Source organism: Gordonia westfalica (assembly GCF_900105725.1).
GTDB lineage: Bacteria > Actinomycetota > Actinomycetes > Mycobacteriales > Mycobacteriaceae > Gordonia > Gordonia westfalica.
This window is the reverse complement of sequence record NZ_FNLM01000031.1, coordinates 1-15,739: the sequence shown is the minus strand read 5'-3', so window position 1 is coordinate 15,739 and position 15,739 is coordinate 1. Positions and strand designations below refer to the sequence as shown.

Genomic DNA, 15,739 nt, shown 5'->3' with positions numbered 1-15,739 from the left:
GGTAGATGAGTGACACCCGCTCCTTCCACCAGTACTGCCATGCGGCGTAGCAGATGGTGTAGACGGTGGCCAGCACGGCGAGCACCACAAGTGCCCAGTCGGCTATCAGCTCCACTAGTTCAGCCTTCCGAAGATCAGCTCGGCCCAGTGGTTGCGTTCCAACTGGTCACGAAGCTCCCGCTGTACGGCCGCGCCGTTCGGCGAGCCGTGCGCTTTCGGACCGGGCTTCTTCGGCCGATCGCGCGTTTCGCTTCGAGCGCGCATCAACTTCGTGCGCGCTCGCCCCTTGGTCTTGAATCCCCACATCAGTTGGACTCCAAGCTCTCTCGCAGTGCCTTCGACTGGCTCGCGATGAGCTGGCCGGCGACATTCCACTCGGCCATCGTCTGCGCGTTGCGCGCGTTGGTCTCGAGGAGGTCGGCGATGGTCTTGGCGTCGCGCTCGGCCGCGGTCTTGTAGATCGAGATCTCCGATCCCCATACGATCCAGCCACGGGCGAAGGCGATACCGAGCACGAGCGCCATGCCGACGACGACCCCCACCACGCCGATGTCACTCAGCGCGGCGGGGTTCATCCAAGCGCTGGCGCTCGAGGTCACGGTCATCGGCCGAGGTTGACTTCGCGCTCGACGCCGTCAGCGGGAAGCTCAATACCTGCCAACACCTTCGGTGTGACCTGCGGGCGGGTGAACAGGAATCCGAGAGCAATCGTGGAGACCGCGAGGATGGCGCCCTGTTGCTGCTCGCTGAGGTTCAAGCCGAACGCAACGACCAGCGGCACCGCGGTCTGAACGACCGCGACGAGCGCCGGGTACACGCTCTCCTTCACCGAGATCACCACGAGCAGACCGAGCACCGCGTTGACCGCGGCCATGAACACGCCCTGAGTCTCGGTGGGGATGTTGAACCCGAACGTGGTCAGCAGAACCAGGATGGCTGAGACGAGGGAGGTCCAGGCGGCGGGCTCGCGGCCGAGGACAAGACGAGGGGTGGGTACAGACATGACGAGAACTCCTTCTGTGGGTGCGGCTCAGGCCGCGATGAGGTCGACTGCTTCGACGGCCAGCGGGATGCCGGCCGCGTTGACGAGAGTGAGATCCTTCGCGGCGTCGCCGATCTTCTTCACCGCGCCTGAGGGGTCCCACTCGAGGACGCCGTGCTCGAACGCCTGACGCTTGCCGCCCGTGCCGTTCGAGATCTCGTCCGACGTCGGCCAGCCGAGCGGGCCCTTCTCGTAGCCCTCGAGCGCCCAGCGCTGGCCGATGACGCCCTTCACGACGTGGTGGTCCTTGCCGTCCTTGCGGTAGAGCACGCCACCCTGGAACGCCATGACTGCGCCGTCGGCGAGCTTGGTGAAGTCGCGCACCGGGAAGCCGAGTTCGCCGGTCTCCCACTTGCGCTCGGCGTACGCCTCGAACAGGCCGCCGTGCGGGATGGCGTGCGCGCCGGTCGCCGGGTGAAAGTAGATGTGCGCGTTCTCGTACTCGACGAACCGGCCCTTACCGTCGCGGCCGACCTTGCGCTCACCCCGGCGCCGGGCTTCGCCTTACGGACGCCGACCCACGGATTCTCCTTGGCCTCGAGCTCGATCATGTTCATGACCACGAGCGGCTTATCCGGTGCCTGGAGGAGCCGCTGACGGAACAGCTTCATGTCGAGGTTCCCGGGGTCCCACTTGCCCTGGATCGCGCCGTACTCCTTGTGCGCGACGACCTTGTTCCACGGGTTGCCGAGGCGCTTGTTGATGGCCCGGACGACCTTCAGGTATGCGCCGTACTGGGCCTCCGACCATGCCGCGGTGCCGTTGTGTGCGGCCTCGATGCCGATCGTCACGGCGTTGCCGTTGTTCGCGGGGATGCCCGGCCACGAGCCGGTGCCCGCGTGCCATGCGACGCCGACGCCGCACAGCGTGACAACACCGTTCGGCGCGAGGTGGAGTTGCGACGCGAGCCCGAGAGACGAGTGCTGCGCGATACCCGCGGCGTCTCGCCGAACGAGCCGGTGTGGTGCATGAACGGACCCCAGATAGTGCCGAAGTCGCCGTGCCCGCGTTCGAACGCGCCGGGATAGATGTCAACCTTCAGGCCCTCGGCGCGCAGCACGTCGGGAAGCCAAACGGGATCAGCCATAATTGCCTCCTGTGGGCATGGGTGAATCCCCACACCCGAACGGGTGCAGGGTGAAAAGTTCTGTTGGGTTAGAGAGCTTCGGGGTTGATGCCGGCGTGCGGGGAACCGTCGAACGTTCCATCCGCCTTGCGGCGCTTCACCTCCGCGGCGAACGCCACAGCCTCTGCCTGCACCACCCGCTCCTGCGTATTCGCCTGGCGGGCCTTCATCTCCTCCACCTTCGCCAGATAGTTCTGATGCTCCTCATCAGCCAGCCGGGCGATCCGCTGCTCATACGTTTCATCCGGCTCATGCGAGTCGTAACACCACTTCCCCGCAGCCTTCGACGCCTCCAAGCTGTCCCCCGGTTCATAGTGCTTGATCGAATCCGCCACCAGCCGGACACCGCACTCCACCAGATGGCGGGCAACATCCACCCAATAGTCGGGTCCCATCACCAGCGGGGCACCCACCACACCAGGCAGGCCGATAAACAACACCGACACCGCCTGCGCTTCGGCTTCACGTTCCTCATCGGACATGTCAGCCCACTGCTTGAAAGACACTGTGCCCCCTCTCCGGGGGGCCAAGCCCTACCCGGGAATGTCTAGTACGTAACGGGTCTTTCCGTAATCCCAGATCCGCGGGATCTTGTTCTCCGCCGCGGCCTGCTGCTCGGTCCACGACTCGTCCCACAACAGGTTTGGGTCGTTGCGGAACCGCTTCAGGCGGAACAGGAACTTGTGCACCCGTTCGCCACGGAAGTAGTAGGTGTAATCCGGTCGCAGCTCGCCATCTTTGATGAAACCGCACTGCTCGTACAGGCCTCCGTCAGAGACGGCGTGGTCGGCGAATGTCACCACCCGTTGTGGTTGCATCGCAGCGACAGCGTGCTTCAGCAGCCGCGAATGCCCACCCCGCACGATCACCGAGGTGGCGAACCGCACCAACTCCACCTCAGTCTTGGTGCGCCACTTCATGCACATCACCGCGACCAACTCGCCACCATCGCGCAAACCGAACGCTTCACTCATTGCGGTCGCACCCTGAATGTGGTTGGCCTCGAGGAAGTCGCGGACCTCCACCCGATCTACCGCGGTCACGGTGAGACTGCGCGCATTCAGCCGGCGTTCCTGAGACACGCCCAGCTTGCGGGCGATCATGCGTTGGCAGATGTCCGGCGGTCACGCCAGTCGTCTTCCCACACAGTCACCATCTGGATGCCCTTGTCGGCGCACCGCTGCCACTTCCGCTGGTGGTAGTGGCGGTCCTTCCCGGCGTCCTCCGAATGCCAGTACAGGCCGTTGAACTCGACCGCGATGTTCTTCGACGGGATGTAGATGTCGAGTTCGTTGGGTGCGATCACCGACCGCGTGCTGGTGACCACGTCGCCGGTGAGCGTCCGCACAAAGTCGGCGACCTCGATTTCGGCTCGAGAAATGTGCTTCGCACAAGCGGGACACCCGTTGCCCCGCCCTCGGTCCTTCGGTGCAGCCCACCACATGTGCCCGTCAGCGCACACCCACTGCAACTTCGTGTTCGACCCCGCCGACGTGACACCAAGGGCGGGGTCCACGAGCTGTCCGCGTAGCTCCTCGCTGAGCGGATTGGCGGTTGCTGCGTTCGCTGCATAGCTGGTGCCGCGGTGTGTGTACGAGCAAGCCTCGCATTGCACCGCCTCGCCCCGGATTCCTTTCGGCGTTCGCGAGAACTCCGTCCCGCAGGTGGAGCAGTTCCACCATGCCGGTTCCGCGGAGCCGCGGCTCACTCCCTCCGGGGTGTGCGGGTTGCGATCTGACCACCAGGCGGCGATCGGATAGTCCGATAGTGGATCTGACTTGGCAGCGGCCCGTGACCGTGCGGACGCCGCACCGGTCTTATCTGAGAGCCGGTAACACCGTGGGCATCCTGAGCCGTTGCTCCGGTTCTTCACCGTCGCCCGCCACTCATGCCCACACGTTCCACACCGCCACGCTGCTTTGTAGTTCGACTTCGCCGACACCGAAGTGTGCGGCTTCTCGTCGATCCACTCACCTTGCAGGTGGACAGCGATCCGGGATGCCGTGGCCGCGTTGCCGCGGTTAACCTCAGCGCCCTGCTTACCAGCACACTTGCGGCACCACTTCCGCAACCGCCGAGACGACTGCGACTCCTGCCACAGATTCCCGCAGGAACGGCACTCCCACCACCCCGACTGGCTGGCCGGCACCTCGAGGTGCCCTCTCCCGTCGTTGAGATCGATCCGCCATTCGGCTACATGCTCTGGGGCTAGTGGTGCTCGCTTATTCGCCACCCCAACAGGATAACCTGCTATCCGAAAGTTTCCGTTAGAACAGGCCGAGCTCCGACGCAGCAGTCGCCAAACCAGCAATCTCACGCATCAAACGAGTCATCGGGTCCTCATCCTCACGCGGACCAAACTCGAGTTCCACTGCGCAAAATGATCCGCCGACCACTCCAACTTCGCCGACATCACCCGCTCAACATGAATCTCACGGCGCGTATCACCAGCCACCTCAAACGAACCACGATCACCCTTGTAGAGGTGGCCATACCCAGGCCAACCCACCACATACGGAGTCAACGCCGTCACCTTCACCTTGGCGTTCTTCTTCCGCGCCGTCGCCACAATCCCCGCACGAATCGCCATCACCGACGACAGCGTGTACGCCTTCCCCGGCAGGTCAAGGTGATACTCCTTGTAATGCGACGACCCGGACTGCGCAATCCGATGAGGCAACTTCACCGAAATCCACGCCAACACCGTGTCCGTATAAAACGGCTTCAACACCGCATCGATGGCGCCACCTTGCGCGCCAATTCCGTAGCCGCCGATATTCAGGTTGGATGTGACGAGGTCGCCGACCGTCTGGATGCCAGCGCTGATGAGTTCGTTCACTCCGGGGGCTGATTGTCCGCCGGCGTTGATGATGACGCCCTTGGATGGTGTTGTGGTGAATTCGGTTTCGATGCCGGAGTCTGCGGGGAAGTGGACGAACGGGAAGCCTTTGGGGGTGCCGAACATGTCTTGGTAGAACTTTGACGGCCAGGTGGGTGCCCCCGTCAGCTCGGTTTCGGCGTCTTCGATGAAGTCGCCGATCAGTTGGCGGATGGTGCGGGTGAAGCCGTCGAAGATGGTGCCGCCGTTGGCTGCGCCTTCCATGTGGCCGGATTTGTCGACGATGTCGACGACCAAGGCTCCGTCCTTGATTCCGGTGAGGAAAGCTCCTGGCCATGGTTCGGGTCGCCTTTGCGGTAGCGGCGGGTGACCACGGACAGTTCGGCGTCCTTCAGGATCATCTCTGCCCGGTCATGCCACTTCCCCCACTGGACATGAACAGCGACCACGTTGTGCCGGCGGCCATGTCTTGGAGGAAGGTGGTGGGTTTGATGACGATGTCCCAGTTCGACATGTCCAACCGTCCAACCAGGTGGAGGGGTTCATGGGTCGTCTGGGATTTGCCAGATACTCGAGTTGATGCGCCACAGCTGCAGCAGGAGCGCTGTTTTCAGCACCCAGATGGAGGGTCCGGCCAACAGGAAGATGCGGGGGAACTGGAAGATGGCGGGCAGGAACGGATTCGACCAGACGTCGATCCACTTCAGGTTTTCGTAGTCGGTGAGGAATGTGACGTGCAGCATCCGCTGCCCCATCCCATCCTTCTTCACGTCTTCTCGTCATAGCGGCCCGTGACACGGATACCGTTGTGTTCCACATCGATGTGGAAGAACTCGCCCTCACCACGCTTGATGCGGCCGATGTCGTCGTTCATCCACTGCGCCACCGGATGCTCGAATGGGATCGACAGGGTGATGGAGCCGGTGTCGTTTTCCTTGTCCTCCACCGCCAGGTCAGCAACCTCCAATAGGAGGTGCTGTAGCCGTTGGTGGCCGTCGAAAATGAACACCCCGGCTGGGTGCGTTGCATCTTCGCCAGACGGCGTTCCTCCGCCGCCGTAACCTCCCAGATCGCTTCACACTTCTCCTGAAGCGTCAGGGTGTCGTAGTCGATTACAGGTGCAGTCATGACAGTCCCGGCATCTCAAGTCCGACAGGGCGAGTCCACAGACGCGGCTGATGCAGCTCAGCCCGGGCACCACCCGCAGGGGCGTTGGTGTAGGAGATCGGCAACAAGGTGGGCGGCGTGTATGGGGGGATGTCGTGAATGATCCACTGCCCGTTCATCCGCCGAGGAAGTTGGAGCCGGTGAACGTCATCGCATGCAGCTTGCGGCGTTCCCGGGTGATCCGCACACCCTGATCGCTCGATGTGATCTCGGGTAGGGCGACCGTCCGCGCCGCGTACGGACCTGACGGGGCGCGCTGCCCCCGCTTGCCACGCCACGACGGATCAGGCAACGTCCACTTCCCGCGCGTCAACACCCACGTCTGCCGCAACGGAGTGTCCGTCGGATTCGACACCAGAATCGTCCCCGACCCGACGTCCCCGAACCCTCAAACACCGTCACCTCTTTGCCGGAATCCCACAACGGCATCGGCGCCCGCAACTCATACGTGATGTCATAAAACTGCTGCGTGTACGGGTCACGCTGGGTCTTCAACTCGGGAGCTTCCCGAAGCTGCATCGTCAAACGACGCTCACCCGACAGATCGACCCCACCTCAACCTGAGTGTGCTGAAAGTTGGCATCCCACTCATCCGGCTGGGCTGCGAAATCCATACGGAAATCAGACTCAAGACGCCCGATCTCCGTCTCATCCGACAACGCATCCGACACATAGAAACCGAGGGTCATGTCGCGGGCAGATACCGCACCCCACCGAACACGACACCCATCTCCGTGTCCTCCACCCACTGCGTTTCCACGGGAGAATCGATGAGACCTTCCACCCCACCCTCACTGAGGGTGAGGCCGGCATGCCGTTCGATGCCGTGGACAGGCCACCGCATCCCCGACGTACCGATAAGGGTGATCTGCATCCCCATCTAGCGGCCTCCGCTCATAGCCTTGTGCCGTGCCCGCTGCTGGCGGCGTTCCCGCTCGTAGTAGGCGCGTTCGTCTCGCAGGGTGACGTTCGTTGTCCCGCCGTCCATTGCGGAGATCACGGAGATGAGTTGGTCCAGCTTCTCAACGAGGACAGCCGGGCCGCCCCGCCACGGTCGAGTGAGGCTTTCAGATCCCGCGGATCGAACGGCAGCGCAGTTTCCTTGTGCCCCAGCCCGTTGAGCATGATGTTCGCACCCTCGTGGATGACACCACCCCGCTCGTACCAGCCGGCGTTGACGTGGTGATCCTTCGCCTTCAGCGGGTCGCCGTAACGGTCACCCACATATCGGTCATAGGCTTCGCCCTGCACCCGCGGATCGGGTGACGAATCCGGCAGATACTGGTCCTTCGTCGATCCCAAGAACTGGGGCAGACCGAACGCCCCCGACGACGGATTTGTGGCGGTCGGATTCCAGCTGGACTCTTTGTTGATGATCCAGTCGGTGGCTCCCACGGAGGACCCTGACGCCACGCCTCACGCAAACCGGACCGGAACGCGTCCTTGATCGCATTCCCCGTCGGCGCACCACCAGCAGCCGTGCCGCCGAGGTCTTCGCCAGGACGAGGCTTCACCGTCCCCGGATCAGTCACACCCGGGCGGGCACCCACCGACGGAGCCGACTGGGCAGAACGCTCAAACTCCTGCTTCTTCGCCAACTCCGCCGACTCATAGCGGCCTTCATCCCCGCCATATCCGAGTCGTACTGGGCCTTCAACTCATCCGAACGTCGCTTGTTCAGATCCTTGTCGAGCTTCTGCGCCTGCAGAGCCTTCTTATCGGCCTCGTACCGTTCCTTACGGGCAGCCTTCTCCTGGTCGTACTGCTGCTTCCGTGCGAGCTTCTCGTCCTCGTACTTCTGCTTCAACCCCAGAGCAGCGACGGATCAGACCCCGCCTCACCCGGCTTCGGTGTCTTGCCCGTCGCAGAGTCATACTTCGACTTGGCCTCCGCCACACGGGAGTCGTACTCCTGCTTCTTCGCCAGCTCGTCGTTCTCAAACTTGTGCTTGAGATCGTTCAGCTGACGTTCGTAGGTGGCGCGATCGATCTTCTTGAGCGTGAACTGGTTCTCGAGATCTTGCTTCTTGCGGTCGTAGTCCTGCTTCCGAGTCAGCTTCGCGTTCTCATAGTCGGACTTGAGGGAGTCCTTCGCCGCGTCATACTCGGCCTTCGCCCGCTCACGCTCCTCCGGCGACACCTTCGTCCCCGAACCGATTGCTGCTGCGAGTTCTCGTATTCAGCGAGGGCGCCAGGATGCCGGGGGTGTCGTTGATGGAGAACACCTTGAGCATGTCCGCGATCTGCTCGGACACGAACGTGTTCGCCACGGCACCGAGGCGGCCCGAAATGCTCTTATCCCCAGTGCTACTGCCCGAGGTGCCTGAACCGCCTGTGGCGTCGTATCCGCCCGGGCCGGTCTGCACCCACGTCCCATCCGGACGCTGCACCCAACCACCGAATCAGAACCCGGATCAGTCCACGACGGATCAACCTTGATGAACGCATGCTCAGAAAACTGCGGATCATCAGCCCCCACAGAGCCGCCCAGCATGCCGCCACCGTTCTGGCCGCCCATCTCAACGTTCGTCCCATCCGGGAGAGTGCCGGCAGTATGCCACCCCCGGCGCCGCCGTTGTACCAGCCGAACCGCATATCCCAGACGACCCGCGACCCAACTGGCCACCCATCTGCTGAATCTGCGCACCCATCGTGGCAGTGGTGAAACGCCCACCGAACGGGTCCAAACCGGCAGCCTTACGGCGAACGCACTCATGGCACCAGAGCAGTCGCCCCAGTTCACGCCACCCCACACATACGGGGAGCCCGTCAGCGGGCCGGACGCACCCTCACCCTCAGCGAGGCGACGCAGAATGCCGCCGTCAGCGAACCGGCGAACACCATCAACGCCAGCAGCCTGCGCCAAACGCTTGACACCACCACCAGCGATAGCACCCAGCAACCCCGAAAGGCTGTTCGGCACATTCCCATCCGAATGAGCTGGTAACCAAACATGTCCGCGACTGTCGCGAGAATGCTCGTCGACCTGGACCGCTTCCCCGGGGCCAGAGGAATGAACGCCTCACCACCAGTCTCAGGTTCAGCCCACTGCACCAGAGTGTTCGGGCGCGCCTTCTCGATGACCGCCTGGTTCGGCAACTTCCCATTCGCATACTGCTCGAGATCCCGAATACCGCCCTGTGCGTAGCGGCGAACCGAGCCGTCAGCATTGTTCGCCAGACCGGACCGCGCCACACCTGGCCACTCGGGTAGTGTCGCCGAGGTTGAGACCACGAGTCTGCACATTGATGTATGCCTGACGCTCCCGGGCGGCCCGATCTAGCTCAGTGTTGATGAGACCGAGCTTCTGCATAATCGCAGCGATCTCCATATCCACCTTGGATTCGCGGTGGTCTGCGAGAGGGTATTCAGCTGCTCCATCGACACGGCTTTGCCTGCAGCAACTGGTCAATAACTAGCCCAGCAGCCGGCGACACAGCGGTACGATCCAGCCTTCAAGCGCTCCCCGGGCCTCACTATTTCGCAGATCGAACATAGCCTTGTCGAGGTCGACCTTCGGGTTCGCCCGCAGCGCATTCAGCACGGCGATGTTCTGCGTAACCATCAGAATCTTCGCCCGAGCATCCGCATCATCCGCAGTGATCTTCACCTGATTGGTGTTCGGAATCCGCTCAACCGTCGCACCCAGCCGCTCCAGCAGACCCTGCGTCTCCTTGGTAACCGCCGAACTGTCGATCGTCATCGTCTTCTGGGTCGGCATGTCATTCCACTTGGCGGAGATCGCCGCCAATTGCTGGACCGCCTCAGGGGCACCCTTCAGGCCACCGTCACTTCGACGTCATCAAGACCGAGTTTGTCTGCAGCGGCACGGATCTGCTCACCAGTCAGGCCATACTGCCGCGCCAACTGGGCGAGAGCCTCCTGGTTCTGACGATTCCGCTCCGTCATATCAGCACCCGACGCGGCAGCATCAGTTGTGGCGTCCACAATGTCCACCAGCGATTGCCGGAGCGCAGCACCATTCTTCGTTGCCGTGTCGATGCCCAGCTTCTGACTCAGGAGCGCCGCACCGAACCCCTCAGACTGGTTGATAGCCTCCTTGGTCGAGTCAGCAACCTGACGCATCACGTCGTTGTGACGGGCAATCGCCTCACCCTCAGTGCGGGCGGGGTTCAACGCATCGAGCGCCGACTTCAGCGCCCGTGTCTTCTCCGCCGCGGTCGACGTCTTGTCGCCCAGGACGCGCATTGCCTCGCCGAGTTCGGAGACGCCAGGCGCCACGCGCCCAGCCGCCTCGCGCTGGCGCATGAACTCATCACGGATCTTCGAGAGCTGGCCCGCCGCCATGATGCCGCCCTCGCCAGTGGCGGCAAGTCGGTCACCAAGCAGCTTCCACTGTCCGTCGGAGCCGTACAGAGAGCGGGCGACTTCTTCGTTGGACATCCCGAGATCGCGGATCGCCTTTTCAGCCGCCATGGCTCGCTCGGCGTTCTCATTCAGCACTTCGTTCGAGCCGGATGCCATCTTGAAGAGGCCGCCGACCTCTTTGAGCTGTTCCCACGTCGACTTGTGCTGATCGGCGGCAGTGCTCAGCGTCTTCTGGTACGCCCCAACCTGTTCCGCAGCCTTGGCCCAGGTGTCATCGTTCATGGCACCGCGGGACTCACGGAAAGCGGCACCCATCAGCCTCTGGGACTCCGCAAGCTCCTTCACCGCCTGCGACTGAGCCTTCGCCTTCTGCGTCGCATCGGCGTGAGCCTGCGCGCCCATCATCAGATATGCGGCACCAGCCATGAGCGCGATATTCAAAGGGCCGCCCAATGCCGCAGACAGTCCACCGGCCGCCCCACGTAGTGCGCTGAGTCCGCCGGAAGCGGCCATTCCCGCGTTGGCACCAAGGACGCGGATATGGGCGCCGGCCGTCGAGAGCTGCGGGTTCGCCTGCCGGATGTAGCCAAGCGAGGTCCGATAGGCGTCGGTGAAGTTGCCGATTGCCGGACGCACACCGCCGAACGCCGTTCCGACACGACTGATTCCCGTATGCATCGGGCCGAGCGCCGTCGTGACGCGCCCCAGGATTGCGGGCACGGTTCGGAACGCCAACCACGCCGCGAGCGCTGCGGTGACGTAACCCGGATGCGCCTCCATGAGATCGCCGACAGTCTGAAGCACCGGGGCGAGTCCTTGCAGAATCCCCGACGCCGTCTGGACCGTCGCCAGGAACACCTGCCAGCCGCCGACGCCGAGCGACGCAGACGCTTCCGCGAGTGCCGCCCCAATCGTACGCGCTGCAGGACCGAGTTCCATCAGTGAATCCCACAGCGCCGTAAAGGTTTCGGCCGCTCGATCAAGAGCTCCCGAGCCCTCGAGGGTTGCATACAGACCCTTGAGCTGCGGCACCCACTGGTCGAAGATCTTGGCGTCCGCGGCGAGCGCGAAATCCTTCATCTTCGGGGTGAGATCGTTTACTGCTTCGGTCAGGCCGACAACGCCGCCCTTGGCGCGGAGAAGGAACGGCTCCATGCCCGCAGCCGACAGGCGGCCCATCGCGGTCCGGAAGTTGGCGAGCTTCGCGGGAAGGGTCTCGCCCATCTCCTTCGCGAGGTTGCCGGTGCCCTGGTTGATCGCCGTGACGACCTGGTCGAACGAGATCTTGCCCTCTTCGCCGAGGGTGCGGACCTCGGCAGTCGTCTTGCCGATCGACTTCGCAATGAGGTCATAGATCGGCACGCCGCGCTGGGCCAGCTGCAACGCCTCCGAGCCCATCAACTTGCCCGACGCCTTGATCTGCATCATCACGAGGCCGATGTCCTGCGCCGAGGCGCCAGAGGCCGCAGAGATGTTCACCAACGCCTTCACAGCGTTGTTCATGTCGTCGCCCGCCGCCACGCCAGCACCGCCCAGCATCGCTGCTGCCGCCGCTGCATCAGCCAGCGAAGTCGAGGTGCCGGTGACGATGTCATTCAGATCGGCAAGCTGACGCTTCGTGTCACCGGCCGACAGCCCCATATTGCGGAACTGGATGTCCGCCTTCTCCAGGGTGGTGATCCGGTTGTAGCCTGCCGACAGGGCATCCTGCAGCACCTTCGATGCTGCGCCCGCCGCCTTCGACACGCCAATCCCCAGCGCCGTGCCGAGGGCGGTGGACATCGTGTGACCCATGCGACGCCCAGTGTCACCAGCGCCGCGTTCAGCACCATTGAGCGCGTTACGGATGCCAGGAGCGATACGGCTCGTCTCTGGAACGATGGAAATGTAGGCAACACCTAGCTCCGTGGCCACGCTGCCACCCCCTTTGCTTGCCGCCAGAAATGACGAACACCCCAGAGGCTCATGGCCTTAGGGGTGTTCGTTGAGTCCGTATGTATGCGCTGTTTCTAGGCCTTTCGACCGAGGTACTCGATCGCGCTTCGCAGCACGTTCGGGTCATCCTTCAGTAGGCCCAATCCGCGGTTGCACGATCCGCAGAGGAATCCGCGGACGCACTGCCCGCAGGTTCGCCACTGCTTACTCCGTGGAGGGCAGCAGCTGTGGTCATGGTCGATATGTAGCGCCCCCACGCGCTCGCCGCAGATGTCGCAGCCCCGATTCATCGCGGCCGCGTACTCCTCCGGGGTGATTCCGTACTTCAGATATCGGCGCGCTTCGGGGGATTCTCTACCGCAGGTGCGGCACCACTGAGTGTCGGTGCGCTGAAGCCTCGCCCCGGTGCGCCGCTGTAGGGAGAAGTCCTGCCCGCATAGCCGACATTTCGCCGTCGTTGGGCGACGCCCGTTGTATCGAGAGTCGGTTTGCTGACAGCCCCTCGAGCAGTGCTTACGGCGCCCCGACCCCTTCGGGACACCTGCCCGCAAACGACGCACACCCATTCCTTCGACCACGTGTCCGGCCGGAGTTCGCCGTGGCGATCAAGCTGAACCCGGTGCGAGTCGCACACCGTCTGCATGCCCCGCGTAGGGCGGTCGCATGTGGGGTGCTCGCAGATGGGGCGACATTCGTCGGAGCAGTACGCATGCTGTCCGGGACCTCGGTCGATGGGTGATCCACATGTCGGACATGGACGTCGGGTTCGGGTAGCCTTCACGGCAGCCCTCCTTGGTGCTTCAAGCGAGTGGGTTAGGCCCCGGCTGGTGTTGGTAGCACCTCCGGGGTCGCTCCATTCTATCTCGGGTCGTCGCACTGACGGCTTATCCTGTCGAGATGAAACGTGCATGCATTGCCATCCAGTAATCGCATTCGCCCTCGCCGCCTCTGGGTGCAGCGACCGAAGCCCGAGGCCGGTAAGGCTCCTGCGACATCGTCGGCCTCCGCACCTGCCCTGCAGTCGCAGGTGCGTACACGTCAGTGAGTCAACTCGCGGCCGGACTAACTTCAGCCGGCTCCCATGCCTGGTTACTGACGCAACCTCGGGGCCGAAGGCTGAGCACGGATCGTGCCCACTAACCCCAACGGCCGAAGCTCGACTGAGTGTGTGGTTCTCAGAAGACCTCGCCTCGAAGGGAATCGCTGCATCGGTAAAGCACTCTGACATCACGGGAGACATCACTGGCGATCGCCACTACTACGTAACGGGACCAACCTGGCTGATCAGCCTCGACCAGAACGCGGTCATGGCAGGCCAGATTGCGGGACAGTTCGGCGGCGAACTAGTGAAGTCCGGTGATATCTAGCGCATCGACGCCGCGACCGCCCGAGCCTTCTCAGCCTCGCTGGGACCTTCGCCCTCGGTAGCTTCGGCAGCGTCATCCCGAGGCGGCCCATACCGGGCGGGAAGTAGATCTCAGGCACTTCGTTAAACGTGGTCAACGCCTGCATGTATCGGAGGTCGGAAACGATCGTCGCCACCTCCGACAAGAGCATCACAGACGGATCAGACCACAGCAAGTGTCAGGATTCCATGCCCGGAACAGCTCCATTGCGTGGTCTGTGCGAGCCCTGCGGACAATAGCCGCAGGTCAGTCCATGAAAACCAGGGCTTCCCGAGATCCCGCAACCTGAGGCCGCGGGAAATCAGGTCGTACTCGATGGCCTCCCGTGCTCGTCTAGGAGTCGCGGAGGCCGAAGATTCCCCCACTGTGATGTCAGGATCTTCGAGCTGCTTCTTGATCCACTGGATGGTGCCCTCAGGGATCTTCGTCATCAGGAGCTTGTACTCGGCAGCCGACACGTACGGCTTGAGCCACCGGAGGGTGACTTCCTTCTCCTCGAAACCCTTCAGGGTTTCCTCTGCGTCGACCGGGCGCGGCAGCGTCTTCTCCGCGCTGTTGAGGCTGTTCGCCCATTCGGCGATCTTCACATCCGCTTCCCCGAACGGGGTGATCCAGTCCTGGTACTTCTTGATCTCGGCGGGGTCCATCCACTTGCGCGGCGGCATCGACACCAGTACCGGATCGCGCCCGGGGATGGGGACGGCGAACTTCAACAGGTGATCGTCGGACGAGGGGGCTACTGCGTAGCCTTCGGGAACAGACATGGTTTGACCAGGAACCTTTCAACATTGGGATAGAACTTCAACCAGGAGCAGCCCCGGCCTGGCAAAAGGACGCGGCTCCTGGTCAGGGACAACATGACACCCCTTCGCCAGGCCGAGATTGTGTGCCCGGGGAGCTAGATACCTCCCCGGGCAAGACGGGTCAGCTACCCGAAGTGGCGGCGATGCCGTCCACGTCGCCGAACTCGTCGACGTAGTCGCCGTTGGAGTTGCGGAACGCTCGGATCGTCAACTCCACGCCGACGCGTCCTGCGACTCGTCCTTCCACTCCGCGATCTCCGAGACGCGGCCCTTCTCCACGACGTACGTCTTGAACTTCTTGCCGCACTTCGTGGCGAACACGTGGCCGACAGCGGAAGCTGCGACGAGTTGTGGCGGACGTGGTAGCGCTGCCCCTTGCCGCCGGCAGCGGGGATGAGGGTGACGTTGTCGTCACCTGCGACGGTCCGCTTCACCGACGGCAGGTCGACGTCGAGCAGCTTGATCTTGAAGCTGGTGCCGTACTCGGTCTGCACATCGACGTAGTCGCCACCGTCGAAGTCCTTGACGGTGTTCGAGGTGCGGGTGATGCCGACCGACAGGCCGTCGACCGCCGCGGTTCCGTGGTCCTCGAACGCGGCGTTCAGGTCTTCCGGCGACTCGACCGGAGCGGTGGGAAGCGTGGTACCCAGAGGTGCCCGCCAGTAGACGCCGCCGTCGAGCGACTGCGCCACGTAAGAGTGTTCGACTGCCATTGTTTTGCCCCTTTCAGGCGAGGTGACCAGGAGCCGCGAAAGGGTTATTCAGTTAGGAGACTTTAGGTTCGGAGCACGAAGAGTGTCCCGGTGAACTGGAACCGGGAATGCTTTTCATAGTCCGGGTTGGGATAGTCGGCCAGGCTGTTCATGACCCAGTCGGTTACCCACAGGCCTGCCCATGGGCCGCCGAGGATGCAGCCTGGAATCCGTCCGCGATGGTTCCGATCGATTGCTCAGTCCACGCCGTGTCCGGGCTGCCCTTGGGGGTTGAGCCGTACAGTTCGACAAGGATGCGAGCGCGATCCAGTGAGCGATCCCGTGGGCCGCCGATACGAAACCCTCCCGAATCGGGCAGGGTCTTCTGAGACGGTCGTGGA

23 protein-coding genes and 2 pseudogenes are annotated in these 15,739 nt (G+C 63.1%); 1 reads left to right on the top strand and 24 read right to left on the bottom strand.

Going from position 1 to position 15,739, the window contains the following annotated elements:
- Positions 1–114: 114 nt before the first annotated feature.
- From BLU62_RS04925 to BLU62_RS34855, 22 genes and pseudogenes are all read right to left on the bottom strand, one after another.
- Positions 115–306, bottom strand: coding sequence for a hypothetical protein (locus BLU62_RS04925; RefSeq protein ID WP_074848449.1), 192 nt, complete (start codon positions 304–306; stop codon positions 115–117).
- Complete coding sequence (locus tag BLU62_RS04920) at positions 306–605, bottom strand: hypothetical protein (protein ID WP_074847977.1); 300 nt, start codon at positions 603–605, stop codon at positions 306–308. The genes BLU62_RS04925 and BLU62_RS04920 overlap by 1 nt, the downstream gene beginning before the upstream one ends.
- Positions 602–1,003: a hypothetical protein gene (locus BLU62_RS04915; protein ID WP_074847976.1), complete on the bottom strand. Its 402-nt coding sequence runs from the start codon at positions 1,001–1,003 to the stop codon at positions 602–604. Before BLU62_RS04915 ends, BLU62_RS04920 begins: the two co-directional genes overlap by 4 nt.
- Before the next feature lie 27 nt (positions 1,004–1,030).
- On the bottom strand, positions 1,031–1,330 hold the full coding sequence (locus tag BLU62_RS33195; protein ID WP_208863590.1) for an LGFP repeat-containing protein: 300 nt from the start codon (positions 1,328–1,330) through the stop codon (positions 1,031–1,033).
- A 389-nt stretch (positions 1,331–1,719) separates the two neighbouring features.
- Positions 1,720–1,908 (bottom strand): annotated as a pseudogene (locus BLU62_RS33710) (N-acetylmuramoyl-L-alanine amidase); the annotation flags it as partial.
- A complete protein-coding gene (locus BLU62_RS35095) occupies positions 1,830–2,129 on the bottom strand; it encodes a hypothetical protein (RefSeq protein WP_244278019.1) in 300 nt (99 codons plus the stop codon). The pseudogene BLU62_RS33710 and the gene BLU62_RS35095, both read right to left, overlap by 79 nt.
- Before the next feature lie 68 nt (positions 2,130–2,197).
- Entirely contained in the window at positions 2,198–2,674 is a 477-nt protein-coding gene (locus BLU62_RS04895; protein ID WP_074848090.1) for a phage gene 29 protein family protein, read from the bottom strand.
- A 27-nt stretch (positions 2,675–2,701) separates the two neighbouring features.
- Entirely contained in the window at positions 2,702–3,271 is a 570-nt protein-coding gene (locus BLU62_RS04890) for a hypothetical protein (protein ID WP_074848447.1), read from the bottom strand.
- Positions 3,268–3,516, bottom strand: a complete 249-nt coding sequence (locus BLU62_RS33700; protein ID WP_244278068.1) for a PDDEXK family nuclease — start codon at positions 3,514–3,516, stop codon at positions 3,268–3,270. Before BLU62_RS33700 ends, BLU62_RS04890 begins: the two co-directional genes overlap by 4 nt.
- Positions 3,517–3,561: 45 nt before the next feature.
- Positions 3,562–4,317 (bottom strand): annotated as a pseudogene (locus tag BLU62_RS34860) (zinc-ribbon domain-containing protein); the annotation flags it as partial.
- 180 nt (positions 4,318–4,497) lie between these two features.
- Complete coding sequence (locus BLU62_RS04880; protein WP_074848443.1) at positions 4,498–5,304, bottom strand: Gp37-like protein; 807 nt, start codon at positions 5,302–5,304, stop codon at positions 4,498–4,500.
- A gap of 245 nt (positions 5,305–5,549) precedes the next feature.
- Entirely contained in the window at positions 5,550–5,777 is a 228-nt protein-coding gene (locus BLU62_RS04875; RefSeq protein WP_139180002.1) for a Gp37-like protein, read from the bottom strand.
- The gene (locus BLU62_RS04870) at positions 5,774–6,016 is read right to left on the bottom strand and encodes a Gp37-like protein (RefSeq protein ID WP_483099060.1); all 243 of its coding nucleotides are present in this window, start codon (positions 6,014–6,016) and stop codon (positions 5,774–5,776) included. Before BLU62_RS04870 ends, BLU62_RS04875 begins: the two co-directional genes overlap by 4 nt.
- Positions 6,017–6,289: 273 nt before the next feature.
- Positions 6,290–6,529 carry a hypothetical protein gene (locus BLU62_RS04865; RefSeq protein ID WP_074848437.1) on the bottom strand — a complete coding sequence of 80 codons (240 nt, stop codon included), beginning with the start codon at positions 6,527–6,529 and terminating at the stop codon, positions 6,290–6,292.
- Between the two features lie 330 nt (positions 6,530–6,859).
- A complete protein-coding gene (locus BLU62_RS04860; protein WP_139180000.1) occupies positions 6,860–7,048 on the bottom strand; it encodes a hypothetical protein in 189 nt (62 codons plus the stop codon).
- Positions 7,049–7,170: 122 nt separating this feature from the next.
- Entirely contained in the window at positions 7,171–7,569 is a 399-nt protein-coding gene (locus BLU62_RS04855; RefSeq protein ID WP_074848434.1) for an aggregation-promoting factor C-terminal-like domain-containing protein, read from the bottom strand.
- 133 nt (positions 7,570–7,702) lie between these two features.
- Positions 7,703–7,981: a hypothetical protein gene (locus tag BLU62_RS04850; protein WP_074848432.1), complete on the bottom strand. Its 279-nt coding sequence runs from the start codon at positions 7,979–7,981 to the stop codon at positions 7,703–7,705.
- Entirely contained in the window at positions 7,978–8,313 is a 336-nt protein-coding gene (locus BLU62_RS04845; protein ID WP_074848430.1) for a hypothetical protein, read from the bottom strand. Before BLU62_RS04845 ends, BLU62_RS04850 begins: the two co-directional genes overlap by 4 nt.
- Entirely contained in the window at positions 8,294–8,443 is a 150-nt protein-coding gene (locus tag BLU62_RS32840) for a hypothetical protein (protein ID WP_159441540.1), read from the bottom strand. The genes BLU62_RS04845 and BLU62_RS32840 overlap by 20 nt, the downstream gene beginning before the upstream one ends.
- A 1,145-nt stretch (positions 8,444–9,588) precedes the next feature.
- On the bottom strand, positions 9,589–9,924 hold the full coding sequence (locus tag BLU62_RS04835; protein WP_074848425.1) for a hypothetical protein: 336 nt from the start codon (positions 9,922–9,924) through the stop codon (positions 9,589–9,591).
- A 26-nt stretch (positions 9,925–9,950) separates the two neighbouring features.
- The gene (locus tag BLU62_RS04830) at positions 9,951–12,284 is read right to left on the bottom strand and encodes a tape measure protein (protein WP_159441539.1); all 2,334 of its coding nucleotides are present in this window, start codon (positions 12,282–12,284) and stop codon (positions 9,951–9,953) included.
- Positions 12,285–12,511: 227 nt separating this feature from the next.
- Positions 12,512–13,003 carry an endonuclease domain-containing protein gene (locus tag BLU62_RS34855; RefSeq protein ID WP_099047833.1) on the bottom strand — a complete coding sequence of 164 codons (492 nt, stop codon included), beginning with the start codon at positions 13,001–13,003 and terminating at the stop codon, positions 12,512–12,514.
- A 600-nt stretch (positions 13,004–13,603) separates the two neighbouring features.
- On the opposite strand from BLU62_RS34855, the gene BLU62_RS04820 reads away from it, so the two are divergent.
- Positions 13,604–13,804, top strand: coding sequence for a hypothetical protein (locus BLU62_RS04820; RefSeq protein ID WP_074847866.1), 201 nt, complete (start codon positions 13,604–13,606; stop codon positions 13,802–13,804).
- A 200-nt stretch (positions 13,805–14,004) separates the two neighbouring features.
- Here BLU62_RS04820 and BLU62_RS04815 read toward each other — a convergent pair whose 3' ends face one another.
- Together BLU62_RS04815 and BLU62_RS04810 are read right to left on the bottom strand one after the other, a co-directional pair.
- Positions 14,005–14,607 (bottom strand): hypothetical protein, encoded by a 603-nt coding sequence (locus BLU62_RS04815; RefSeq protein WP_074848421.1) that lies wholly within the window; start codon positions 14,605–14,607, stop codon positions 14,005–14,007.
- Between the two features lie 164 nt (positions 14,608–14,771).
- Entirely contained in the window at positions 14,772–15,359 is a 588-nt protein-coding gene (locus BLU62_RS04810; RefSeq protein ID WP_139179999.1) for a hypothetical protein, read from the bottom strand.
- Positions 15,360–15,739 lie beyond the last annotated feature (380 nt).

What these genes read in the sequence shown, in the direction of transcription:
- BLU62_RS04925 (WP_074848449.1), bottom strand. Translation starts at nt 306, where the DNA reads ATGTGGGGATTCAAGACCAAGGGGCGAGCGCGCACGAAGTTGATGCGC.
- BLU62_RS04915 (WP_074847976.1), bottom strand. Translation starts at nt 1,003, where the DNA reads ATGTCTGTACCCACCCCTCGTCTTGTCCTCGGCCGCGAGCCCGCCGCC.
- BLU62_RS04890 (WP_074848447.1), bottom strand. Translation starts at nt 3,271, where the DNA reads ATGATCGCCCGCAAGCTGGGCGTGTCTCAGGAACGCCGGCTGAATGCG.
- BLU62_RS04860 (WP_139180000.1), bottom strand. Translation starts at nt 7,048, where the DNA reads ATGCAGATCACCCTTATCGGTACGTCGGGGATGCGGTGGCCTGTCCAC.
- BLU62_RS34855 (WP_099047833.1), bottom strand. Translation starts at nt 13,003, where the DNA reads ATGGGTGTGCGTCGTTTGCGGGCAGGTGTCCCGAAGGGGTCGGGGCGC.
- BLU62_RS04810 (WP_139179999.1), bottom strand. Translation starts at nt 15,359, where the DNA reads ATGGCAGTCGAACACTCTTACGTGGCGCAGTCGCTCGACGGCGGCGTC.
- BLU62_RS04920 (WP_074847977.1), bottom strand. Translation starts at nt 605, where the DNA reads ATGACCGTGACCTCGAGCGCCAGCGCTTGGATGAACCCCGCCGCGCTG.
- BLU62_RS33195 (WP_208863590.1), bottom strand. Translation starts at nt 1,330, where the DNA reads ATGGCGTTCCAGGGTGGCGTGCTCTACCGCAAGGACGGCAAGGACCAC.
- BLU62_RS35095 (WP_244278019.1), bottom strand. Translation starts at nt 2,129, where the DNA reads ATGGCTGATCCCGTTTGGCTTCCCGACGTGCTGCGCGCCGAGGGCCTG.
- BLU62_RS04830 (WP_159441539.1), bottom strand. Translation starts at nt 12,284, where the DNA reads ATGTCCACCGCCCTCGGCACGGCGCTGGGGATTGGCGTGTCGAAGGCG.
- BLU62_RS04815 (WP_074848421.1), bottom strand. Translation starts at nt 14,607, where the DNA reads ATGTCTGTTCCCGAAGGCTACGCAGTAGCCCCCTCGTCCGACGATCAC.